This is a genomic window from Legionella lytica (assembly GCF_044626755.1).
GTDB lineage: Bacteria > Pseudomonadota > Gammaproteobacteria > Legionellales > Legionellaceae > Legionella > Legionella lytica_A.
The window spans coordinates 64417-89551 of the sequence record NZ_JBGORX010000005.1 but is presented as its reverse complement, the minus strand read 5'-3'; the positions used below and the strand labels follow the sequence as shown (position 1 = coordinate 89551).

Below are 25135 nucleotides of genomic sequence, written 5' to 3'. Positions count from 1 at the left end.
CTTGAAATTTAAAAATTAAATCGTTTCTTTAAGATATAAAAGGTATGAAATGAATAACTCCGGTCCACAACCAGTACGTCAATATTTATTGCTAAACGGAGTGTTTTCTCGCTTAAGGAATAGATTATTCTATATTATTTTACTCTTGATTTGTTGTTGGTATGGTTATCAAATATATCTGGATGGGCAAAACCATAAAGCAGATAAATCCATTTCCCTGCCTGAAGCATGGGATGATATTAAATCCAGCAAATTTATCCATGACATAGAAAATTCCTTTAATGGTACCTCAAAGCATTCTTCAAAATAACGGAGGCTAGCGAACGGGTAGCCTTATCTAAATTAAAATGGGTGCATTTTTCCATATAGCTCTAGCAATCAATCGATATTCTTTGCCTGACTCATCTTTACTGGGTTGCTCGAATCATTTAGTTATAATCAGGTTTAGTAGGGGCTTACACAAGGAAATGGAACATGATTTTGATAGGTTGTTAATTGCTCAATGAGGCTTTATTAATTATAATCAGACAATAAATTTTACTTCTTAGAGTAATGCTAAAAGAAGTACTGTCAGTTTTTGCGAAACTAGGGGAATTTTTATGAAGCCAGAGCGCTTGTTAGCAAAATACGGTTTATTTCAAACCGATACATTAGAAGAGAAATATATTAAATTGAAAGATGCGTTTACTCTTTTATTAAATAGAACAGAAGAACGCTGTAGAAAATATTGTGAATACCGGAATGATCAAGAGCGTTACGCTAATGTGTGTCCTGATGCTGTTCCTGGACTTATGGAAAGAATAGCTATGATTAACTCTTCAACTGAGCGTGTGCAGCTTGAATTAGAAAAAATTGATGAGCTTAGCAGTGTGGATGAAAAAGTTTCTGCTATTACAGCTTATGCAAAAGGATTGGCTGAAACACGATTTAGCGCATTATTTATGGTAATTTTATCGGGCGAGTTAAACAAGCGTTGGATTACGCTTGCGGAAGAGCTAGTGCCTGTTGCAGAATCCAGTGCGTCAAATTGTTCTTCTCAGATTTGAAGGTCAGATAAGGAAGAGCAGGGGCTTAAATTAATTTTTATTTATCCTTAAGCCATAAGTTGTAATATATATTGAAACTACACTAAAAGCAGGCCAATCACTGGATAAATAGGAACAAGATGTTTCGTGCTTTTTTTATTTGGGGGCCTTTTTACAAAGATCTCGCTAGAGGTCCAAACTCCTATGGTCTCTAAGAGGTGATAGAAGAAGGTCCTCTAGTAATCGCCCCTTTTCTGTCTGTGGTATTTCTTCGGCTCTATTGTATATTTGCATTCTTCATTTATTCATTAAATTGCATCTACCCGCAAAAAAACGAAGGATTTAAGTGGATTCCCCAAGACGTGCATCGATTAAATCAATTTCTCTTACAAGTCTGCGTGATGTTGCATCTGAAATTTTACGCTTCCTGGCCATAAGAAAAATGTGATTACGTTCTGCCTTTAATCCCGTTCGCCACAGCTCTCTTTCCGCTTTGTCCGCCTTTCGCAGCGTATCTACTTCCGCATCCATACTTTCCATGCGCCGCTGATATCCAGCTATTGCGCGTAATGCGGCACTAGAATAAAGCTCAGCATCAGTCGCTGCACACGCCACTAAATCATGTTGCTTTTGCTCAATTGCCATTATTGCAGCTTGGGCCGATTCGTATCGTGCCAGGTCTTCTTCACGTACTTCTTTGTTATCAGCGGGTAATTGTAATCCCTTGAGCAGCCAGGGGAGGATAAGGCTGGCAGCCACTAACGACATCAGTATTACTGCCATGGCCAAAAAAATTGCTAAAGCGCGATCTGGGAAGGGTGTTCCATCAGGCATTACCAAAGGCAATGTCATAATACCCGCCAAGGTGATTGCCCCACGAACTCCTGCCAGGGTGGCCGCAGCAACTAGACGCCAATGCCCCTGTTTCACTCCTACCTTTCCGCGTCGCTGTGATCGCCACATCCAAACCCTAAAAGCCCCCCAAACCCAAACAAATCGGAGCGTAGCAAGACCAATATTTATGGCCAATGCATAAATAATTAAATACCCCGCTTCTTTATTATTGCTTTGCTGCACTGTGGAAACAGCGGAACTCATAATTTCCGGAAATTGCTCGCCCAATAATACAAACACAATACCATTAAGTGAAAATTGCACTGTATTCCATACAGTGGTTCGTTGAATACGTGTGGCAGCAAGTGCACGTCCGCTGAGCTCGACATAACTCATAGTTATACCCGCCGAAACTGCTGCCAGAATACCTGATGCATGTACTTCTTCAGCAATTAGATACGCACCGAAAGGTATTAATAAGTTAATGAGAATAGCTGAGCCACTGTCTTCCCCGATTTTTAATGCCAGCCCACGCTGAGTTAAGCTTACTCCCCAAGTAACCCCTACGCCTATAAATAATCCAGCCAGGGCTACCCAAACGAAAGTCAGGGAAGCGGACAGGGGTGAAAAGGTCCCGGTTAGTGCAGCAGCCACCGCAAAACGGAAACATACGAGGCCAGAAGCATCGTTGAGGAGAGATTCACCTTCAAGGATATGCATAAGACGCTTTGGAATAGGAACACGTGCTGTAATTGCACCAACTGCCACCGGATCAGTGGGTGACACAATAGCTGCGAGCGCAAAAGCTACTGCTAAAGGCATTGACGGAATCATCCAGTGAATTAATAAGCCAATTCCCATTACAGTCAACAACACCAGTCCTAAAGCCAGCGCTAGGATCATCGTTTTATCCCGAAACAAACCTTCTTTGGGAATGCGCCATCCATCCAAAAAGAGTAATGGAGGTAGAAACAAAAGAAAAAAGACATCAGGGTCCAGGGTGACCTCTTGTTCAGTCACGCTCGCAATGGCGATACCCAGTATAATCTGTACTAAAGGCAGGGGTAATGAGAAAGGTAACATCCTAACTATATAACTACTTGCAATTACTGCAAGCAACATAATTAACACGACTTCTATCGAATGCATACACTCTCCGTATTATCATGAGATGGCTTTATATTATGCTTTTACTATACCACTTTTATTTTTTTTATGGAGAAACTGAGTAAGATTCCAATAAATTATAATTTATTTATTTTTTAGATCGTTACAGCATGAAGATAAAGGCGACACGAATTTAATTGACGATCTTCAAGGTGATGACTCAAATACCGGTAAAAACTGAAATTCATACTTATACTTTAAGAGGGCGATTTATTGGGTCGGCAGTTATCCTTATTAATTAAATTAAGGCGGCGGTTAATCAATGAAGAAAGAAAACTTAATAAGTGTTCTATCGCGCTTTTTACACTCTCAATGGCAATCGTTTATTGTGCTCCTTTCCCTTATAGCTATTGGTATCTATCTTATCCTGGATTCTTTAAATGCCACATTCACCAATATCCCTTTATTACTTTTAATTATCATTGGAGGAATCCCGTTATTTGTACAAATTTTTTTGAAGTTGCTAAGAGGGAATTTGGGTGCTGATTTTCTTGCTGCAATTGCGTTAGTTACTGGGATTATCTTACAACAATATTTAGCTGCATCGTTAATTATTCTCATGTTAGCCAGTGGCCAAACCTTAGAGCGCTATGCGCGACATAAAGCCTCTTCTGTTTTATTGGCACTAGCGGAAAGAATGCCCGCTATTGCTCACCGAAAGACGAATAGTGAAATTGAAGATATTCCATTGGCTGAGATGAATATTAATGATGAAATTGTTATTTATCCTCATGAAACCTGTCCTGTAGATGGTATTGTCATTGAAGGCAATGGGTCTATGGATGAGTCTTATCTTACCGGAGAACCTTATCAAGTTTCCAAGGCACCTGGTGCCTCCGTTTTATCGGGGGCTATCAACGGAGAGTCGGTACTCATCATTAAAGCAACCAAGCTACCCGTGGATTCACGCTATGCGGTTATGGTAAAAGTATTAGAAGAAGCCGAACAAAAGCGCCCATCAATTCGCCGTTTAGGGGATCAAATTGGCGCTATTTTTGCACCGGTAGCGCTGTTGTTTGCAGCGGGTACTTGGTATTTTACACAGGATGCCATTCGTTTTCTTGCGGTGCTGGTTATTGCAACACCTTGTCCTTTATTAATCGCTATTCCCATTACAATTATTAGTGCTATTTCACGAGCTGCGAAACAAGCTATTATCATCAAAGACCCTATTGTTTTGGAACGGTTACCTACCTGTAAAACCGCCATTTTTGACAAAACTGGAACACTTACTTATGGAAAACCAACGTTAACTGAAATTTATACCGCTCAAAATTATACAAAAGAGCAAATCTTACAATATGTGGGTAGTCTCGAGCGTTATTCCAAGCATCCCCTTGCCAGTGCTGTAATTCAAGCAACACAAGAACGGCATATTGATTTAATGGAATCGACGAATGTCTCTGAAAAGCCGGGACAAGGTTTAAATGGAATCGTTAATCATCGAAAAGTAAGTGTTACGAGCCGAAAAAAATTATTAGAAATGATGCCTGAATGTAACTCATTACTCCCTCCTGTTTCTCCTGGTTTAGAATGCCTTATTTTGCTAGATAACCAATATGCGGCCGCTTTACATTTTCATGATGCACCCAGGGCGGAAAGTAAATCATTTATTACTCATCTGACTCCTGCTCATCAATTTAAAAAAATTATGTTAGTTTCCGGTGACCGGGAATCCGAGGTTAATTATCTCGCAAAATTAATTCCATTTACTGAGATATATGCGTCACAAAGCCCTGAGGATAAATTAGCTATTGTGCGCGGTGAAATAAAAAAAGCCCCTACTGTGTTTATGGGGGATGGTATTAATGATGCTCCTGCTTTAACCGCCGCTACGGTGGGCATTGCCTTTGGTCAGCATAGCAATGTTACTGCAGAGGCAGCTGGTGCTGTTATTATGGAAAACACGTTAAGTAAAGTGGATGAATTACTGCATCTAAGTATCAGTACAAGAAATATTGCAGCCCAAAGTGCTGTTGGAGGAATGCTTTTGAGTCTCATTGGAATGGGATTTGCGGCGACGGGCTTTATCAGTCCAATTATGGGTGCAATTCTTCAAGAATGCATTGATATTCTTGCCATTATTAATGCATTACGATTGGCTTTTGGCTCTAAAATTAAAATTGATTTACCGAATGATTAAAAATAACTTTGGTGTATATAAAATGCCATTTTCGCAGTTAAGAAGTGCTGGATGATATAAACATTGCTAAGTTAGGATGCGGTATAAGGGGAGGGGGCCTATCGGCCCCTACCTTGATTATTCTTCTACACTGATTTCGATTTTTTTCTCAGCCGTAGCCTCTTTTTTAGGAATCTTGATTTCAAGAACCCCATGGGTATAGCGTGCTGTGATTTTGGCATCATCTGCAGTTTGAGGGAGACTGAACCGACGATAAAACTGACCTTGAGTTCGTTCTTTTCGGGTATAACCCTGATGTTGTTCCGTTTTTTCAAACTGGCGTTCACCCTTTAAAGTAAGAACGTGTTGCTCTAAAGAAATACTAATGTCTTCTTTTTTTACCCCAGGAATATCTGCAATGACTAAAAAGCAGTCTTTTTCTTCTTTAATGTCCACCAACGGCGACCAAGTGCTGGTTTCGATGGAAGAGTCGTCTTGCTTTTGCAGGTTAAAAAAATCATCGAGCAAATGGCCCATATCCCGGTACATGGGCAATGTTCTTATTAATGTGTTCATGCTGTCTCCTTAAATATGTTTTTGGTTAATTTGTAGATAGGGACTCGTGTATAAAATTCAAGGTTAATACCCTAAAATTTTTGATGAGAATATTTTCCTAAATGCATGCCCTACGTCCGCTCACTCCCTCCAAGAAAAGGATGCGTTGCAAATCAGCTAGCAAGTTTCTATTTGTTTAATGGGTTAACGTAAAATACTGTTGAGGGCGCGCTTTTTAATTTTATCAACGGATTAGAAAGTCCAATAGATGCGAGTATCTCTCTCTTTGTTAATTACTAATCAAAGAGCATTGGAAGGGCCATTAATTCTTTTCAATATTCATGATCCTTACAAAGGTCTAGGCCAGAGGTCAAAATGAAGCCCCAGATTTTAAGTCTAAAGTATTACTCTTTGCTGATTTAGAAATGTTTTGTAAAAGAGTTTCCGTGGTGCTGTGACTTGTCATTTTTGAACCAATATAATAAAGCCCAGTGCCTCTGTTGAGAATTAAACTGTGATTCTTGTTTTTAAGAATACCCTCTACACGCTCTTTTACTTCTTCTGCTGGTAAGGTATCTAACTCTTCGACTAAAAATGTTATTTCATTGGCTTTAATTTTCCCTTTGATCCCATTTCCCTCATTTAATTTTTGGCCATATTCTCTTAATGCAGTAATGGTTTTTTCTAATTCTTCTGAATGCTCAACTTTTGGAGCTTTGGGTGGCTTTTGAATGCAGCCCATATCGGTTAAGCCAGAAAAAAGGTCCTGTTTGGGATCATTTTCGTAAGGTAATTTATAGACGGTAATAAAATTCACCTCTGCATTGCTGGCTTGGGCCTCATGCAGTAGATGACCTGCCAGGAAATTAACCGCATCTTCCCGGGTATCAAAGCGAACTATACCGTAGTTATTTTCATAGTATTCAATGTGGTCTCCGACCATTCTTAATCCTGTGGAGTGAAAGCCGCTGGTTAAAAAATTAAAGTTGAAAATGGCTTTCTCATCCAGATCTTTTAATGCATTCCAAATCGCGTCTCGCATTTTTTGTTCTTGTTGTACGGAGAAATACCAGCCAACTCGCCTAAAAAAAATATCCGCCAAGGTAAAGTTAGTTTGATAGGTGTTATATAGTTTTTTGCTTGATGCCTGAGTGAGATGTTCCAAACGACCTTCAGAGGCTAATTTTCCATATTCATGAGTATGTCCCCAACAATATCCTCGAAAATCGGATCCTTTAAAGGGATCATTCGATTGGTTAAAAGGAATATAGTGGGTCGCATATTTCTTTGCAAGATCATAATAATGAGCATTATTTACATAATAATCATACTTATTGATTTGAGAGTGGGCGGTTTTTTGAATATCTTTAAGAACCAGACTAATTAATGAAAAGTTAGCTTCATTTTTAATGGCCGCCTGTTGATCAATATCTTCCAGCATGGCGTGAATGCCATTAACTACTTTTTCTAATTGCATTAAGTCATATTTTTTACGTAACGCAAAAATATCTTCGCCACTCTCTTTATTTTCTTTTAAAAAATCGGCAAAGTTAGGGTTATTGGCTTCTAACTCTAAATTTTTTAAATCTTGCTCCAGCTTTTTAGCAAAGTCTTTATTTTTTATATTCTTGACGTATTTATAGCAGTCAGAGTAGTGCATAATGAAATCACAGGTTGATTTTTAATTAGCCTTATTATAGCGTAAAATTAATTTGGGTGCGTCTAGTGGAGAATTATTTTGAGGTGTTAGTAATTAGAGTACCGCACCGTGTGCACCGGCAGGTTCAATGTCCATCCAAGTATGTACTCTCCCAGGAACTTTAGCGCCATAATTTTTGTACAATAAGTGAGAATTAGTTATGCCCGAAGTAGATCCATTCCGGATAAAAACATTTAAAACACCTAAAGAATTTTCAAAATGGCTTGAATACAACCATGATACGGAAGTTGAATTATGGCTAAAAATTTTTAAAAAAGGATCCGGAGAGGAATCTATAAATTGGGAAGAGGCGGTAATTGAAGGATTATGTTGGGGCTGGATTGATGGGGTTAAAAAATCTCTTGATAGCCAAGCTTACCTGCAGCGTTTTACTCCAAGGCGTTTGGGTAGTAATTGGTCGAGACGAAATACAGAACACTCGGAAAGACTCATTAAAGAGGGTCGAATGACAGAGGCTGGCTTGAAACACATTCAAGCTGCAAAAGAAGATGGGCGTTGGGAGGCTGCTTATGCTCCACCTAGCGAGATGATGATTCCTTCTGACTTTTTATCGGCACTTGAAGTTAATTTAACGATCAAAAACAATTTTGAAGCTTTAAGTAAAACAGAAAGATATCATATTCTATACAGTCTTCATACTGCCAAAAAAGTGGAGACAAGACAAAGACGATTTAAACAATTTATTGAAATGCTCACTATAAAAAACGATTGAGGAAGAATGACCACTCTGGTGAGGTTTGTTACTACAAAAAGGGAGTAGGCAAAACTCCCCCTTAATTTTCTATCTAGTCCGATAATAAATCCTACAAAATTTGCGAATTTATGATTCTAATTTAAAGCCTTTATTTCTACCATCGAAGTACTTGTGATTCCTAGGCGGCGTGCGGCTGCGTTAGAAATATCTATAATTCGCGAACTATAAAAAGGGCCTCGATCATTAATGCGCACCACCACTGTGCGTCCATTTTTTACGTTCTTAACTCGTACTCGGGTATTAAATGGAAGCGTAGTATGTGCGGCCGTCAGAGAATACATATTGTAACGCTCTCCATTAGAGGTCTTGTGATTATGCAGACGCTTACTATAAAACGAAGCAAGCCCTCGTGCTTTATAACCTCTAGCCGATCTAAGGGGTGTATAAACCTTACCTTTAACTTTATAGGAGGTTATACCATGCCCCTGATGTGTTTTTACACAAGCGGTTAAACTAAATAATAATCCTGTAATTATAAAATAGTGTATTACTTTAATGGCTAATCTCATGATTATACTCAAATACTAAAATAAGCCTGCAAACATAGCACATTGAGTAAAATATGGCGACATAAAGTTGCACCGCACATGCAAACATAATTAGGACTTACCTAACAAAAATTAACTTGAAAATATATCAATACCATTCGAGGTCCACCTTTCTCACAAATCCATGCTATATATAAATAAGCACTAGATGATAGCCAGGAGAAACAAATTGGAAGTTTTTAATGCAGGAAGCATGGGAGCGGTCAATCTAGTTTATCCATCAGTCTTATGTTGGTGTCTTTTTTTTGGGCTTGGTACCGGACTTTGTTTGTTCAAAGTAAATCCAAAAATGGCATTAAGAACAAATGGATAAGCTAGGGGACAAGAATGACATTTGATTTTTTATTTCCAATATTGTTATCCAATATCACTATAATAACCGTGTTCTTAACTCTATTCTTTGTAAAAAAAATTAAATCAAATCGCGAAAAGATAAAAATTTTGGAGGCGCTAAAAGAGCAAAGCAGAGAGTCCATTGAGAAAAGTGAAGTAGGGCTCACTCCCATATTTACGCGTTTCTATGGTGACAAAAGCGAATTTTATTTAAAAGCCATTAAAAAGCAAAATTTATTATTTTGTAATCAAATAATTACTTTAATATTGGAATATAAGCCCAATGTAGTTAAAACATTGCCTAGTGTTATGGAGCTATTGAATAATGCTTATATTGATTCTCTTTATGAAGCATCGCACTCTTATCAAGCTTTAGCGCAAAACCCTAGTGAGCGTGGTGCGCATCCATCTATTCATCCTGAATTCAAAGAATTTATTAACACTATGTCCGGGGTGTCTAATCAACATATTAATGAAGAAATATTCCATGATTCTGAGGCAACTAATAAATACCTTGTGGATTTAAAGGAAAAAATAGAGACCGTTTTTATAGAAAACCAAGAAAAGACCGAAGAGCTTTCCCAATACATGGACTTAATTGAACAATTGCGCCAAGAGAAAAAAGATCTACGCGCTTCCGTGGGTAAAATGCAGGAACTAGTAGAGCAAATTTATGATACGTATAAGCATGAATTAGAACTTCCTGAAAAAATATCGTTTAAAAATATTAAACACGATGTTCTGGTTTCCGCGTTTAGATTAGATAAGTTTTCTTCGTTATAGGTGTATTTAAATAAAACATCAACACAAGGAACGAATATGGACACCAATAAACGGATTTTAATAGTAGATGATTTTGGAACAATGAGAAAGCTCCTTAAGGGAATGCTGGTTAAACTTGGCTTTAACGAAATTACCGAGGCAGAAAATGCACCTAAAGCTTGGGATATTTTACAAGAAGGGCCATGTGACCTTGTGATTAGTGATTACAATATGCCCGACATGACCGGCATGGAATTGCTTGAAAAAGTTCGTCAAGATGGAGCTTTATCCACCTTACCTTTTATTTTATTGACTGCTGAGGACGATGTAGATCTAATTATTGAGTCAAAAAAACATAATGTGAGTGCTTACATTCTTAAGCCATTCAAGATTGAGGTCATTGAGTCCAAATTGCAAAGTGTCTTTGCAGGTTAAATAGGGATAATAAAACCGAACAATACCTCAATAATATGGATAACCAGTGCGAGCTTTATGATGAATAATGACGAAGATAATGAAATTATTAAAGAGTTTTTAACCGAATGTACCGAACATTTGGATAATCTTGAAAATGATTTTGTCTCCCTGGAACAAGACCCAACGAACCCGAAGTTGTTATCAGCAATTTTTCGAGCAATGCACACCATTAAAAGTGGTGCGGGAATGTTGGTTTTCCCTCATCTGGAAAAATTGACACATGCCGCAGAGAACTTACTCGTCTTATTGCGTGATAAAAAAATGGTGTTAGATGCTGTCTGTACTACGGCCTTATTACAAGCGGCAGATGTGGTGCGCGGAATGCTAAAACTTATTGAGTCAACGGGTAAAGATGGCACTGAAGAGCATAGTGCACTGATTCAATTATTAAACGAATTGCGTTCTGGAGGTAGCGGACTCACACAGTCCACACCGCGTGCCAAATCGATGAAGCATAAGGATGAGTTGGTGTCGCCCAAACAAGTTAAGGCAATCAACGCGCAGGAAGAGGAGAATCAGGAAGATCTTGTAGACCATGAGCCATTATTGGAACCAGTGTTGGATAATAGTGGGGGAAGTGTTGGTCTACTCCTAAATGAATCAGAGAATAAGTGTGCTTCGAACATTGATAATACAATACGCATTAATGTGGAGTTACTCGATAAGCTGATGAATCTTGTGGGCGAGTTAGTACTTTCTCGGAATCAATTATTGCAATTTATTTCCATGCAGTCTGATTCTAATTTTATTGCTGTCTCTCAGCGATTAAACTTAATTACCTCTGAATTGCAAGAAGGGGTAATGAAAACCAGAATGCAGCCTATCGGGAATGTTTGGGGTAAATTTCCTCGCGTGATTCGTGTTTTAGCCAATACCTGTAAAAAACAAGTTAATCTGGAAATGTTTGGTAAGGAAATTGAACTGGATAAAACGTTAATTGAGGCGATTAAGGATCCATTGACTCATGTGGTGCGTAACTCCGTGGATCATGGAATTGAATTGCCTGAGAGACGCAAAGAGATGGGGAAATCTGAAACCGGAACCTTGAAACTTACGGCATATCATGAAGGTGGTTACGTGAACATCGAAATTACCGATGATGGTGCCGGAATTTGCCCAGAAAAACTTAAAGCGAAAGCGCTGGCCAAAGGTTTAATCACCCCGGATCAAGTTGCACGTATGAGTGCACGGGAAGCCTATGCTTTAATTTTTTTACCTGGTTTTTCTACTGCGGAACAGGTCACTAATGTCTCAGGGCGTGGGGTAGGCATGGATGTGGTGCGTACCAATATTGAACGCATTAATGGAAGCATCGATGTACAAAGCAAGGTGGATTGTTACACCACGATTAAGATAAAAATCCCGCTCACTTTAGCGATCATTCCCGCTTTAATTATTACGTGTAAAAATAATCGCTATGCGATCCCCCAAGTCAGTTTGCTTGAATTAGTTCGTTTGGATAAAGAGCAGATTAAAGAAGACATACATTACATTAAAAATACTCCTGTTTATAAATTAAGAGGCAAATTATTGCCTTTAGTTTATTTGGCCAAGGAATTAGAACTTAGTGATGCACCTCATTTTAATAAAAATGATGAATCCATCTATGTGGTGATTTTACAGGCAGGAGATTCTCGCTTTGGTCTTGTGGTTGATGACATTAATGATACCCAGGAAATTGTGGTAAAACCGTTAAGTAAATTATTTCGTGATATTTCTGTATTTGCCGGAGCGACCATTATGGGAGATGGTAATGTTTCCTTAATTCTCGATGTAACGGGATTGGCACACAAGGCTGGTTTACTCTCTGCAAATCTTAAAGCAAGTAACAGCATGCAAGTAGGCGTGTCTAATGCGGAGGATTGTGAAAAACAAACCCTACTTTTACTCGGCTCCAACGATGATAATTTAATTGCCGTTCCACTGAATAAAGTAAATCGTATTGAAGAGTTCTCCACTAAGATAATTGAAAAAGCAGGCAAACAAGAGGTGGTGCAATATAGAAATTCAATTATGCCGTTAATACACCTTGATTCCATGATTAATGATGCTCGGCCAATTCACAATCGAGATAAAGTTCAGGTCATAGTGTACTCGAGCGCTCAAAATAATTTTGGTCTTATCGTGGATCATGTTTATGACATTGTCGAAGGAGTTTTTACCCTGCACACCCACATGCTACGTAAGGGGATTATAGGAACGACGGTGATTGAGGAAAAAGTGACGGAAGTAATTGATATAGAAAATATTATTTACAGCGCCTTACCCAACTATAACAAGACTATTACATAGAGAATAACTATGACTCAGCACGAGAGAAAAATATGTACTTTTTATCTGGATAATTATTTTTTTGGCCTTGATGTCTCTCAGATTCAAGAAGTGATTCGTTATCATGAAATAACGGCGGTTCCATTGGCGGATGAAACCATCAGTGGTCTGATTAATCTTCGCGGACAAATTGTTACAGCAATCGATATGCGTAAGCGATTGGATTTCCCAATGCTTCAAGAAGGACAGAACTCCACTAATATTATTGTACGCACTGATGATGGCGCGGTGAGTCTATGGGTTGATGACATTGGTGATGTCATTGATTTGGCGGGGGATACCTTTGAACCACCTCCGGAGAATTTGGAGGGCGAAATTCGTAATGTACTTAAAGAAGTATGTAAGTATGAGAATAAGCTTTTACTTATTTTAGATATAGGGCAGGTTTTAACCTTAAATTAAAAATGGGATGTATTTTGCAAACTATAAGGAGTGCATATGAACAGCTCAGAAAATTCAATGGAAAGTGAACTACCAAAGCCTCCAAAAGCAAATGGTAAAGCCGCTAAAGACAAAGAATACACCGAAGAAGAAATGATTCAGCTCGAGCGCGAAGCGTTGTTAAAAATTATCAATACTACCAGCATTGTCTCCACCGCAGACAAGCGTGGATATGTTCTGGATGTTAATGACAAACTATGCGAAGTATCTCAATACAGTAAAGAAGAATGCATTGGTAATCCTCATAATATATTCCGTCACCCTGATATGTCCAAGGCAGTATTTAAGGATTTATGGAATACGATTGGTTCTGGGAAACTATTTAGAGGCAGAATTAAGAATCAAAAGAAAGATGGCTCACCCTATTATGTCGATGCGGTTATTTGCCCCGTTTTAGGCTATGACGGAAAACCAATTAAATATCTAGGCGTTCGCTATGAAATCACGAATGAAGAATTAGAACGTCAAAATATGAAAGGTATTTTAGAGGCAATCAATCAAGCCTATGCCTACATTGAGTTTGATCATAAAGGCAATATTCTTCAGGCAAATGATAATTTATTGAAGACCTTGCAGTATCAGTCATCTGAGATTGTAGGTAAACATCATCGCATGTTTGTCGATCCAGAATATGCAAAAACCCAGGAGTACACGCAATTTTGGGAAGATTTAGCCGAGGGCAAGCTGTTTAATGGTGAATTTAAACGCATTGCCAAAGATGGTACTACTGTTTGGTTACAGGCTGTGTATGCCCCTGTTCGTGATGAAAATAATCGAGTGGTTAAGGTGGTGAAAATTGCCACAGACATTACGGAAAAGAAATTAGAGCTGGTTGATCGGGCTCAAATGATCCTGGGATTTCTCAAAGAAGCCATGAAAGGTAATCTCAACTGCAATTTACCGGTATTAGGTAACAACACGCCGATTGATCAAATCAGCGATGTATTGAATAAGTTCTTCGCTCATTTATGTGACTTAATTCAATCCATAGCAAGCACTTCTTCTATTTTGTCAGAATCTGCGGAGAAATTAACCGATATTGGGGAAAAAATGTCGGGAAATGCGGAAGAAACATCCGCGCAGTCAACGCTTGTGTCTGCGGCTTCTGAACAAGTCAGCGCGAACGTACAAACAGTTGCTGCAGGAACCGAAGAGTTAAATGCGAGCATTAAAGAAATTGCCAAAAGTGCAGTCGATGCGGCTCGGGTTGCCAATCAGGCAGTAGTGGTTACTGAGGAAACCAATAATAGCATCGTGAAGTTGGGTGAGAGCAGTACCGAGATTGGTAATGTCGTCAAAGTCATTACGGCCATCGCCCAGCAAACCAAATTGCTGGCCTTGAATGCAACCATCGAAGCAGCACGTGCTGGTGAAGCCGGCAAAGGTTTTGCGGTAGTAGCCAATGAAGTTAAAGAGCTTGCTAAAGAAACGGCTAAAGCAACGGAGGATATTAGCTCCAAGATCGAGGCCATTCAGGAAGACACGCAGAGCTCAGTCGAGGCAATTACTAAGATTAACTCTATTATTAGAGAAATTAATGAAGCACAAACTACCATTGCCAGTGCAGTCGAAGAGCAGACGGCAACAACTAGTGAAATTGGGCGTAATATTTCTGAGGCCGCAAAAGGTAGCTCTGAAATTTCTGAAAATATCATGAGGGTAGCACAAACGGCACAAGAAACTGCTAATGGTTCTATGAACACCAAAAGCGCTGCTGAAGAATTATCGCAAATGGTAGAGCAGTTAAAAGAAATTGTCGCACAATTTACCTATGAATAAGGACCGCTATTTAGCCTGACGTCGGCCACGGCTGCGTCGGGCTAAAGCATAGGTTGGTTTAAGCAGCAAAGGAGGGATGATGAAAGTTTTATTAGTTGATGATTCAAAAACAGCCCGTATGATGCTGATTCGCATTTTTAAGGAATTGGGAGATTGGGAGATTTATGAAGCAGCTAACGGCCAAGAAGCGTTAGTGCAGCTCTCCACAATTAATAATATTAGCTTGGCGTGCATTGATTGGAATATGCCCGTAATGAATGGTTTGGATTTTTTGAAAGCCGCGAAGCAGCATCCTAATTTTTCTAATACCTGGATGATGATGGTGACCACCGAAACGGAAATGGATAATGTTAAAAAAGCGATGGTATCGGGTGCTAATGAATATGTAATGAAGCCTTTTACAAAGGATGTTATTAGAGCAAAGCTCGAACTAATGGGGCTAATTTCTTAGATAATTTAATGAAATACATGAACTGTAGGTGGGTATTATCGTGAAAAAAATAAGCCTAATTGTGGTAGATGATTCGGTAGTTATTAGGCATCTGGTTGGTAATTTTTTAGCAAAAGATCCTGATATTGAGTTAATTGCAACAGCAGTTAATGGAAGGATTGGGGTTGAAAAAATTAATCAAATGAATCCTGATATTGTCATTCTTGATATCGAAATGCCGGAAATGAATGGATTAGAGGCACTGGTTGAAATTAGAAAAAATCGACCTCAGCTACCCGTCATTATGTTTAGTTCCTTAACTACAGAAGGAGCAGAGGCGACATTAACCGCTTTAAATTATGGCGCTAATGACTATGTTACTAAAGAGGCGAGTGGCTTTTCTGTTCAGGAAAATTTGCAGCGAGTCGGGCAAGAACTGATTTATAAGATTAAAGAGTTGGTAAAACCAAAGCCCATTTTATCCGCGGCGATTGTTAAAAAAATAGATGCGGCTCCAGCGCCTTCAGCCTCGATAAAGCAAATTAATCTTGTTGCCATCGGTACTTCTACTGGAGGCCCCAATGCGCTCAAAGAGGTAATACCCCATATACCAAACGACTTCCCCGTCCCCATTGTTATTGTACAACATATGCCCCCAGTTTTTACTAAAGCTTTGGCAGATAGTTTATCCAAAAATAGCCACATTACGGTTGCTGAAGCGCAGGATGGCGAGCTTATTGTGCCAGGAAAAGCGTTAATTGCACCTGGAGGGTATCATCTGACGGTAGCATTGGAAGGGAAGCATTACGTAGCACGCTTAAATCAAGAGTCCCCAGAAAATTATTGCCGCCCTGCGGTGGATGTTTTATTTCGTTCTGTTGCACAACATTTTGGTGCGCATACACTTGCCGTGGTCATGACTGGGATGGGACAAGATGGGATGAGAGGATGCAAGTTAATTAAGGAACATAATGCTCAGGTAATCGTGCAGGATGAAACAACAAGTGTAGTTTGGGGGATGCCTGGCGCAGTGGCCAATGCAGGTTTAGCAGATGAGATTCTGCCTTTGCAAAATATAGGTCAGGCTATTATTCAACGTGTCAATCGAAGCAGAAAACATCATGGACAATAATAATTTTGAATTTGTCAGAGAATTTCTAAAGAAAGAAACCGCTATTGTTCTTGATCCAACAAAAGAATATTTAGTGGAATCACGCTTAACTCCGCTTTCCAAAGAGTTAGGGTTTACTTCGTTGGATGCACTGATTAACTCATTCAAAGGTAATCCCAGCGAAAATATAAAATTGAGGATGATTGATGCAATGACGATCAATGAAACTTTATTTTTCCGTGATATTCATCCTTTTGAGGTTTTAAAAAATAAAATTTTACCTGAAATAATTGCTAAAAAAGGAGAGAAAAAACTGGAGATTTGGTGCGCTGCGGCGTCTAGCGGGCAAGAGCCTTATACTATTGCCATGATTATTAAAGAGCTTGAAACGCTTCTTGCAGGCTGGGTAATTAATATTATCGGCAGTGATATTTCTGAAAAGATGCTTTTTAGAGCAAAAAATGGAATTTATAACCAGCTGGAGGTGAATCGAGGTCTACCTTTACCCTACTTAGCAAAATATTTTCAAAAAAAAGGTTCGGAGTGGCAAATTAGCCAAGAAATACGGGATATGGTGCAGTTCCAGAAGATTAATTTAATGAAGCCTTGGACAATACCCCGAATGGATTTGATATTTATGCGTAATGTTTTAATTTATTTTAGTGTAGAAACCAAAAAAGAAATCGTACAGCGAGTAGAAAATACATTACACCCTTCAGGATATTTGTTTTTGGGTGGTGCGGAAACAACCATGGGTATTAATGATCAATTTGAACGTGCAGGTATTGATAAAGTCCCTTGCTATCAATTGAAGATCAAACATTAATTTATCAATTAAAGGATAATGCTATGTCTATCGTGAATACTTCTGAAATCTGGCTCAATGCGGCAACTGATGCGATGAACGATTTTGTAGGTATGGGGTTGGGTGAAGAAAATGCGGCAGTTTCAATTATGGAGCGTTCCAAAATCGACGACCCGCAGCAGCTCTTTGGTTCTTATTTAATACTTAGCTGTGATGATCATCAGGTTGAAATTGGATTACATGCCAATATGGAAAACATGAAGCGGATCACACAAAAAATGCTTGCTTTAACTCCAGAGGAGCTAGTGGATAATGAGCAGATGAGTGATGCATTAAATGAGGCGCTGAACATTATTTCGGGTGGCATTAAATCCAGACTTAATGAGCATATTTATGGAGGAATAATGTTGGGGCTTCCTCACTTTTCCCCCTATGTTGAAGCAATCCATGACCGAGCTTTTCTTTTACAACATGTTACTATTGGTGATTTATCAATAGGTATCTCCGTACAAACCCTAGCTTAGATGGGTGCTAAATAGTTCTCAATTGGCTCTGATGCCTCGGTACTATGGGACGTAATTAGGTATCAATTTACTATGCTGCTTGCATTTCTTCTTTTAAATTGTACTTTATCGCGGTTTATTTAGGTACTTAAAGTTAGGATTTTTAAGTAGGGTGCTTTTCCACTAAATCTTCTCTCGATAACACCTCACTATCACTATTTATTGTCTATCACGTTGATGATTCATTCATTTTTTCCTTATCCCTATTCCTACCCAAATTAAACTCATACGACTTAATAGGGGGGCTTATTCTATAACGTTATTGAGCATGAATATTATTCGCGCCAGTTTAAGCTTTCCTTAAACCCTGCTTGCCATAATAAGTGATATAGAAGCATTAAAACCTTGGAGATTATCATGCCTAAACGACTCAATGCGGACACTTATTTCAATATGATTAAAGAAAATCATAAAAAATATTTAGAGCACAATATGGTAACCCACTTAGAAGCTGCAGGAGGTGAAAATCTAAGTCTTATTGAAAAATATACTGAGAACTTAGCCTTTTATCACAATAAAAAAACACGTTACCTGAATGATGCGATTCAGCAATTATCTACCAGTGCGAAGATTGGGCATGGTGCCTTAGCCGCTTTAATAGGAGCAGGGGCTGGTGGGGTGGCCTTTTTGGCTACAAATAATAATCTTTCGCCCATTGCTTTTCTCAATCCCTTGGCAGGCGCGAGTACCTTGATTTCAGGAACATTTAGTGCCGCTTTAGGGGTCGGAGTTACTGCCTTAGCTTATAAAGCGTGGCAGGCCAGTGCAGAAAATCCAGCCGGGGTTAATTTGGCAGAATTTCAAAGCATGATGCAAAGTGCAGGTTTTACTAATGAAAAATATGCTCAATTATCAGAAGAATTGGTTCGATTATTTCACTTTAGAGAATGTGTTCTTTTAGGCTTAGTCGATAATAGCGGCGCGAATATGCGAGCTGAATTTAAGAAAGACTACCCTGCAGATTACACCGATGAGACCTTAAATGCAGCGATTGAAGTATATTTTTTAGCTCAATTAAATAAGCTGTTTAACAACGCGTTTCGCGACATTTATGAGATTCATGAACAAGAAATTCAAGATGATAAAAATGAGCATCCCGTGTTAAGTTGGATTAAGAGCTATTTCAACAATCCTCAGGAACGACAGAAGTTTACCCAAAAAATGCAAATCGAATTTATGGAACAATGCTTGGGTTTTCTGGAAAAGGAAATGTTAGAACCCAGCTTTTTTGCTAAATATCCTTCTGCAACGGCAAGTATTGGTGGATTAATCGCGGGCGCTGCTGTACTTGGCTTGGCTACCCTTATAATTGGTGGCCCGATTACTCTTGGTATTGCCTCAATTGCTTTAGTGGTGGCTTGCTTAACTGCTGTGCCTATCTACTTCTCTATTAATAATATCGAATCATTAAAATTTGCGCGCAGTACTGAAAATCGTAGTGCGATTAAAAACACGATAGAAAATATAAGTAAGGAAGTGGAGCGTTTAAAAAGCCTGGTCCAAAAAGTCGTAGAAACTAGCCCTGAAGACATAACCCAAGCCGGCAAGTTTAAAAGCCAAGGAGCTGAGAAGGGCTGGGTAGATTATATTTTGAATAGAAATACTGAAGTAGCTATGGGAGCTGCCACTGCTTGGGTAAGGGACTATGCCTCACGCTATCGACACAGCAAAGCCATTGAAATTGATTTGCAAAAGGAGCAAAAAGATATAATCAATCAGGCTGTAGAGCAAACCAGTTCATTACAAGATGCCTTAAAGTTAGTTCAAAGTAGTGAAAACGCGGATAATATTCCTAGATTACGCGATTATATTGTTAATACCAGAGCTTATTTAAGTAAACTTGATAATCAGGAATTCATCAAGAATTTCGGGTTGGTGGAAAAAATTAAACAACAAGTTTTGGAGATTGTCGCGGTTGTGCCTGCGGGGGGATATATACCTCAAGATCTCATGACATTCTACACTAGCCCAATTGCAGAGGGTGGACTTGGTGGATTAGCTCAAGATTTATCTCAAGTAAATAAATTGGCACCTGTGGTGGATGAGACTGTAGTCCCTGACAAAAAACATCCTTATTCTTTAATGCTGGTTGCAGCACAGCGTTTCGACGATGCTTTGCATAAGAGGGAAAAAGAGTCTATTTTGCTGGGAGACGCTCAATATAGAGCGATGCTAGGCTTGCCCATTGAGAATGGCTCAGAGCGAATGGAAAACAAAATAAGTTCTGCCAATATTGAAGAGTATCTGAATAGTTCATTCAATTTTCTTTACTCACTTAATAAAAGCTCAAAGGTTGATTCCACAAATAATTTAGACACTCCGTTTAACAACAGCAATGAATTCATTTTATATCGCACTTTATTAATTAAACAACTAGCCAATTTATACGATTCCAATAATTTGGGAGTTGACGCTGAAGTCCGCAGTAAAATTGAGAAATTTGTTGAGAAAAAATTACTGCTGGATGCAAAAATAGTACTGGATAATGCATTAAACCAAATGCTCTTTATTGAGCCTGATAAGGATGGTCCTCGTATTAACAGCCCTTTAGAGGTTCCGCTCTCGGTGGAACACCTTGGCTATGTCGCTGATGTAATTCGAGTTGATTTAGCTTATGCATCTAAACCGATGACTCCTTCGATGCTCATTGAATTGGAGGCGAGCAATTTCTTAGTTTCTAAAGCACAAAAAACAATGTTTAGCTATCACAATTCATCGGATAAGTTGAGAGTGGCGCATAATCCTAAATATGCCGAACTAATCAAGCAAACTATTGAGACAACGCACGAATTTGTTTCAACAATGTCAGAAAATAATGGATTAGTAAAATCGGGTGCATTGAGCAGTTATCTTCATGGTGTACTTCGTGAGGTTCAAGCATTAAAAGGACAAATTAGTAATTACGAGCAATTGGACTCGAAGTCGGATCGCCTGCCCTTTGAACCCTTTATCCAAGCGAAGGTATTATTGCAGGAGTATGAAAATGAATTAAATATCATGCTTAATAAGGCGCCTGTTAACCTGCTAAATTCCTTTCTGAACATTAGTGAGTTTGGTAAAAATTCCATTGATTTAAGTGTGCTTCTTAATGATTGGGAGTCCTTACAAGACTCTATTAATGATTTGAGTGCTTGGGTGTCGGTGTCTGCTGATGATTCTGAGAATTTACCTGCTTTAGTTGAGAACAATGTAGCGGAAGAGGCTTCTGAAAATCCCCATGTTCAGAATCTTGCCGATAGCGATTTAAGTTTGAGTATTTCGGAATTTATTGATATTGGGGATAATTTAGTTGATGCACCAATACCTGCTTCAGCGGAGAATAGTGCAGCGGAAGAACCTACTGAACATCCTAATGTTCCAAGTCTGGCTGAGAGCGATTTAAACTCGAGCAGTTGGGTAATGATGAAACGCTCGGTAGTGCTAACAAAAGAGACACCCAAGAGTGCGCAGTCCTCTGTAGAGACCCTTCTCGATAATTTTATAGCTTCTCTGGGGGCATACATCGAGGCTGTTGCTCGTGAGCCCAATAGCTACGGGAGTTTCTTTGCGGGCTATAGCAAGAGTGCGAAAATAGAGAGTGCAACTCGTCTTAATGATGCTTTAAAAGCTCTTAGAGAGGGTCATTCTGTGGATACAGCATTTTTAGCTAATGGAATTTATTCAAATGGACGCTTAAAGGATTGCATTCAAAAGAATCTTCAGCAACTGGAATGTGCTTCATTGGACAATCTTTTTGAAGTACATGCCCCACAACATCAATCTGTTGTCTCTCCTCACTAATACTCAACCCTTATCTCTTCTGAGATAAGGGTTTTTTCTCTTTATGCCCCGGGACTATGAGCTGCCTGGTTTTCTTCGAGTTTCATATCTATTACTTCACAGACACCTTTCTGCCCCCCGACCGGGAGCCTGGTAAAAGGGCATGATCAAATGAAGAGCGCGAAGATACGCTTCGATTATTGAATCCCCGGTGTTATACTCCATTACACCGTCCCAATTCAAAATAATTAAATGCTGACAAACATAAAAAATACGTGCAGTGAACTACAGGTAGTAAAAAGCGATTCTGAAACTACAGAAAATCCCCCTGAAGGACATCCCTTACGTGCCGAAAAGCCTTACAGAGCATTGTCCTGGAGTAAAGCTTATCAGACGACAACACATCCAGACTTTGATTTTGTCTCTCTGAGTATAGAGGTGATGAATGATAAAATGACTGTTTTTGCAAGCAGCTTTAATGAAAAGACAAAAACCTATGCAATACATGATGAGTCGAGTCATCAAGTAAAAAAAGACTCGAAAGATAATGCAGAAGTGCATTACTCCATGGCTACTAAAACACTCAATATCTATGCGGAACGAGTATATGATATTACCCAACTTAAAAAAGTCAGCACAGCACAGTTCCTACCATCCATGTTGTTTGCTCCTCAAGACTTCGTCATTCCACCAGAATCCAACGGACGTAGCATGGTTCAGGTAAAGTTAGGGCAATTATTTATCAGTTTTTCTCCTGGTGGCAAAGAAAGTTTCACACTGCAAATACAACGCATTGATGCAACTAAAAACAAATTAGTTCCTTTTTTAAATATAGCGGTTGGTAGATATCCAGAATATATTCATTTTGAAAATCTATTACCCATTAGTTTGAATGCATTTTATAATTCACGTACATGTATTGGCCCTCGATTCCATGAGTGGGTAAAAAATAAAGAAGGATTGGCTCATGCCGCATGCATCAAACAAGGGCTTACTCAATTGGCCTTAAATCAGTCATTAACAGAACACGAGTTGCACCTATTTCAAGAAAGTTACATTAACCTGTTAATTTCATGTCAAAAAGATTTTTGCGCGGCCTCAAATTCTGCTCCTATATTTACGTTGCCCGATAATAAACTAACTAGTAATATTAAAGAAGTTGCTTTTCGCATTCTGCGTACCATGAAAGAAAATAAAGGTATGAACTTTGAACAATTAACGCCCATTCTAAAATGCCTGAAAACCCCAACACAAGAGGTTCTCCATGAGCTCATTACCTCGACTTTGCATACGGGAGAAAAATTAGAAGATATGGGGCTAACCATAACCTATTTGCAAGAAATAATAACCAAACTCAATACAATCCCCAAAGAAATGTCACATTTCATGCGTCATCCTGAAGAGAAGCCTTTGTTTTTTTCAGAAATTGCCGGGAAAATTGCCGCGATCTCTCTTGCGAATTTAGGAATTGACGCAGATGAACTACTGGCTGTTTTTTTGGAGTATTTAGAAATGAATCCGCTCGTGCAAAGTGAGTTCATCGATGCATACATGATTCAAAAAGTAGCTAATACCTTGGTAGATAAACAAAGATATAATTTAACTGCTATTTTAAATGATGAATCAAGAGACGATTTATGGCAAATTCCAAATAAATTGCATTTGCACCAGATCGAAGAAATACAACAGCCTAAATGTTTTATATAACACCTGCCTAAGGCATCCGCCCACCTAGAGGATGTCTTAAAAAGTACCAAAAAAAAATATTTCATGTGTCAGTCTTACAAGTTAACACCTCTGAGGGGTTCTGTGGAAGAACCCCTTTATGGCGCAAGTAAAATGCCCGGATTATCACCCCTAATACCGCGTTGATTAAGCAAGCTTTTAATTTCCTTACCAATGCAATTGATTTTAAATAAATAATTCCTTGCTTCACGTTCCCTTAGGAATCATCGCAATTAAATAGCCTGCACTATCTGTACAACAAATAACGATTGATTTTTGTGGTTTGAAATGATGATTTTTAATAGGGAATGGGCAAGTGATTTATTCAATCTCTTTGCAAAATACTTTTTGGATTATGACTAAGTAGGGAGTATTTGAGTATGGATATTGTGAATGATGTGGATTGAAAGGATGCATCTCGTTTTTATTAGAGATACATCCTGGAATTACTTCAACGAATTATTGGCTTACTGTAGATGGCTTCTTATAGGGAAGGAGCACAACGCGTTAAATATTCATCGTCTCCATCTACATTAACCTGATTGGCTTTTATTGCAATGACCTCATGGGTTACTGCTGCACTGGCGTCATTGGTTACGGCCGCACTGGCATCATTGGTTGCTACCACCGCGGCTGTATTGGCTACTGCCACACTGGCATTGTTGGTCAATGCAGAGAGCATTTGTGCTGTTGAATTATTGGCGCTTGCCTGCACATCTGGTTCTGAAGCTTGGCCAATTATTCGGTTTTTTATTGTTTCATAGAGGAAACTTGCTCCTTTAACGCAGGCTGGAGTAACGGTCAATAAGCCTCCAGTAATTGACGTTGCTGCAAGTACAGCAAGACCTGCTGGTGGGAAAAAAGGAACTAAAACAAGTCCGGTCAGAGCAGCTAGAGATAAGGTTATTCCCACGGTGTTTCCAACAAAACGGGAGGCCCCTAATTCAGATAAAACTGCTTCATTGCCTTGCTTACGTTCATTTAATTGTTTCATGGTTTCCAGATGTTGCGTCATTGACTCATTATTTTTTTCAATATTTGCTTTGAGGTTTGCAATTTGCAACGCATCAAGCCCAGGGGCTTCTAGTTGAGCAAGCAATTCCTGGTTATTTTTTAGTTCGTTTTCTAAAGCTTCGGTTGTGGTTTCTATATTGCTATTTAACTTATTAGCTTCGCGTGAGGCTTTATAACGATTATAGATATCTTGCCCTAAAAAAAGCAGGCTTGTAGCGATACCCAAACTGGCTCCCGTTAACGCGATAGGCAATCCTGCTACCGCAGGGGCGAGTATTCCTGCAAGTGCTAAACCAAAAACAACACCAGAATAGGCCCACTTCATTGGGGTGGATATAGGAAAAGGAGGTTTCTCTCCAGCCAGTAGGGCGGAAAAATAAATAAGTGGCATACTGATAAAGTTAATACCAGATAAGGCTGCATCAATAATGCTAAATGCATTACCTGCATTGGTGGCTCTGGGCAGGTGTTTCAATTGAGCAATGGATGTTAATCCGTGTCCAAGTGTGGTGAGCGAATGCAAGAAACTAATAAAGCCAGGAATTTTTTCTGATACTGGGGTGCCAGCTGCCTCTCCGGGTAAATTGGTTGCTTGAGTTTTATTAGTTTTTGCATTGGAAATCTGTTCTGCAAGTTCCTCTGTTTTTTGTTTAAGAGTAGAGTGTATTTCTTTTGTTTGCTCATTCATGTCATTCTCCTCATAAGCTTCTTATGTTAATCATAGCGCCCCAGTCTGTTGGCAGGCTTAAGCTGCTTTGAATAAGAGGAATGGCATGTGCTAAAAGAGAATGGGGGGCTTTGAGTCCCCAGTATTGAACGGGCTGTAATTCAATTTAAAAGGGTTCTGGGATTAGTGTTGATAACTCTTGTAATTAGATTT

The 25135-nt window shown here is 39.0% G+C and carries 20 protein-coding genes; 15 read left to right on the top strand and 5 right to left on the bottom strand.

What is annotated here, in order from left to right; translation table 11 throughout:
- Positions 1 to 49: 49 nt before the first annotated feature.
- A complete protein-coding gene (locus ACD661_RS12130; protein WP_400188130.1) occupies positions 50 to 310 on the top strand; it encodes a hypothetical protein in 261 nt (86 codons plus the stop codon).
- A gap of 289 nt (positions 311 to 599) precedes the next feature.
- Positions 600 to 1046, top strand: coding sequence for a hypothetical protein (locus ACD661_RS12125; RefSeq protein ID WP_400188129.1), 447 nt, complete (start codon positions 600 to 602; stop codon positions 1044 to 1046).
- 321 nt (positions 1047 to 1367) lie between these two features.
- Here the strand turns inward: ACD661_RS12125 and ACD661_RS12120 are convergent, their stop codons facing one another.
- A complete protein-coding gene (locus tag ACD661_RS12120; RefSeq protein ID WP_400188128.1) occupies positions 1368 to 3008 on the bottom strand; it encodes a Na+/H+ antiporter in 1641 nt (546 codons plus the stop codon).
- A gap of 280 nt (positions 3009 to 3288) precedes the next feature.
- Here ACD661_RS12120 and ACD661_RS12115 point away from each other — a divergent pair, with 280 nt between their 5' ends.
- Positions 3289 to 5169: a heavy metal translocating P-type ATPase gene (locus ACD661_RS12115; protein WP_400188127.1), complete on the top strand. Its 1881-nt coding sequence runs from the start codon at positions 3289 to 3291 to the stop codon at positions 5167 to 5169.
- A gap of 117 nt (positions 5170 to 5286) precedes the next feature.
- On the opposite strand, the gene ACD661_RS12110 is transcribed toward ACD661_RS12115, so the two are convergent.
- On the bottom strand, positions 5287 to 5724 hold the full coding sequence (locus ACD661_RS12110) for an Hsp20/alpha crystallin family protein (protein WP_400188126.1): 438 nt from the start codon (positions 5722 to 5724) through the stop codon (positions 5287 to 5289).
- Between the two features lie 349 nt (positions 5725 to 6073).
- Positions 6074 to 7363, bottom strand: coding sequence for a hypothetical protein (locus tag ACD661_RS12105; protein WP_400188125.1), 1290 nt, complete (start codon positions 7361 to 7363; stop codon positions 6074 to 6076).
- 199 nt (positions 7364 to 7562) lie between these two features.
- Here ACD661_RS12105 and ACD661_RS12100 point away from each other — a divergent pair, with 199 nt between their 5' ends.
- The gene (locus ACD661_RS12100; RefSeq protein WP_400188124.1) at positions 7563 to 8135 is read left to right on the top strand and encodes a YdeI/OmpD-associated family protein; all 573 of its coding nucleotides are present in this window, start codon (positions 7563 to 7565) and stop codon (positions 8133 to 8135) included.
- Between the two features lie 116 nt (positions 8136 to 8251).
- On the opposite strand, the gene ACD661_RS12095 is transcribed toward ACD661_RS12100, so the two are convergent.
- Positions 8252 to 8686, bottom strand: coding sequence for a septal ring lytic transglycosylase RlpA family protein (locus tag ACD661_RS12095; RefSeq protein ID WP_400188123.1), 435 nt, complete (start codon positions 8684 to 8686; stop codon positions 8252 to 8254).
- A 366-nt stretch (positions 8687 to 9052) separates the two neighbouring features.
- Here ACD661_RS12095 and ACD661_RS12090 point away from each other — a divergent pair, with 366 nt between their 5' ends.
- From ACD661_RS12090 to ACD661_RS12040, 11 genes are all read left to right on the top strand, one after another.
- The gene (locus tag ACD661_RS12090; RefSeq protein ID WP_400188122.1) at positions 9053 to 9841 is read left to right on the top strand and encodes a hypothetical protein; all 789 of its coding nucleotides are present in this window, start codon (positions 9053 to 9055) and stop codon (positions 9839 to 9841) included.
- Positions 9842 to 9877: 36 nt separating this feature from the next.
- Positions 9878 to 10255 carry a response regulator gene (locus ACD661_RS12085; protein ID WP_400188121.1) on the top strand — a complete coding sequence of 126 codons (378 nt, stop codon included), beginning with the start codon at positions 9878 to 9880 and terminating at the stop codon, positions 10253 to 10255.
- 57 nt (positions 10256 to 10312) lie between these two features.
- Positions 10313 to 12589 carry a chemotaxis protein CheA gene (locus ACD661_RS12080; protein ID WP_400188120.1) on the top strand — a complete coding sequence of 759 codons (2277 nt, stop codon included), beginning with the start codon at positions 10313 to 10315 and terminating at the stop codon, positions 12587 to 12589.
- A 9-nt stretch (positions 12590 to 12598) separates the two neighbouring features.
- A complete protein-coding gene (locus tag ACD661_RS12075; protein WP_400188119.1) occupies positions 12599 to 13030 on the top strand; it encodes a chemotaxis protein CheW in 432 nt (143 codons plus the stop codon).
- Between the two features lie 36 nt (positions 13031 to 13066).
- Entirely contained in the window at positions 13067 to 14848 is a 1782-nt protein-coding gene (locus ACD661_RS12070) for a methyl-accepting chemotaxis protein (protein ID WP_400188118.1), read from the top strand.
- A gap of 76 nt (positions 14849 to 14924) precedes the next feature.
- Positions 14925 to 15299 carry a response regulator gene (locus ACD661_RS12065; RefSeq protein WP_400188117.1) on the top strand — a complete coding sequence of 125 codons (375 nt, stop codon included), beginning with the start codon at positions 14925 to 14927 and terminating at the stop codon, positions 15297 to 15299.
- A gap of 40 nt (positions 15300 to 15339) precedes the next feature.
- Complete coding sequence (locus ACD661_RS12060) at positions 15340 to 16410, top strand: protein-glutamate methylesterase/protein-glutamine glutaminase (RefSeq protein ID WP_400188116.1); 1071 nt, start codon at positions 15340 to 15342, stop codon at positions 16408 to 16410.
- Entirely contained in the window at positions 16400 to 17215 is an 816-nt protein-coding gene (locus tag ACD661_RS12055) for a CheR family methyltransferase (RefSeq protein WP_400188115.1), read from the top strand. The genes ACD661_RS12060 and ACD661_RS12055 overlap by 11 nt, the downstream gene beginning before the upstream one ends.
- 23 nt (positions 17216 to 17238) lie before the next feature.
- Entirely contained in the window at positions 17239 to 17718 is a 480-nt protein-coding gene (locus tag ACD661_RS12050) for a chemotaxis protein CheX (RefSeq protein WP_400188114.1), read from the top strand.
- 396 nt (positions 17719 to 18114) lie between these two features.
- Positions 18115 to 21537: a hypothetical protein gene (locus tag ACD661_RS12045; RefSeq protein ID WP_400188113.1), complete on the top strand. Its 3423-nt coding sequence runs from the start codon at positions 18115 to 18117 to the stop codon at positions 21535 to 21537.
- 231 nt (positions 21538 to 21768) lie between these two features.
- On the top strand, positions 21769 to 23223 hold the full coding sequence (locus ACD661_RS12040; RefSeq protein WP_400188112.1) for a hypothetical protein: 1455 nt from the start codon (positions 21769 to 21771) through the stop codon (positions 23221 to 23223).
- Between the two features lie 502 nt (positions 23224 to 23725).
- On the opposite strand, the gene ACD661_RS12035 is transcribed toward ACD661_RS12040, so the two are convergent.
- Positions 23726 to 24943: a hypothetical protein gene (locus ACD661_RS12035; protein WP_400188111.1), complete on the bottom strand. Its 1218-nt coding sequence runs from the start codon at positions 24941 to 24943 to the stop codon at positions 23726 to 23728.
- Positions 24944 to 25135: the final 192 nt, after the last annotated feature.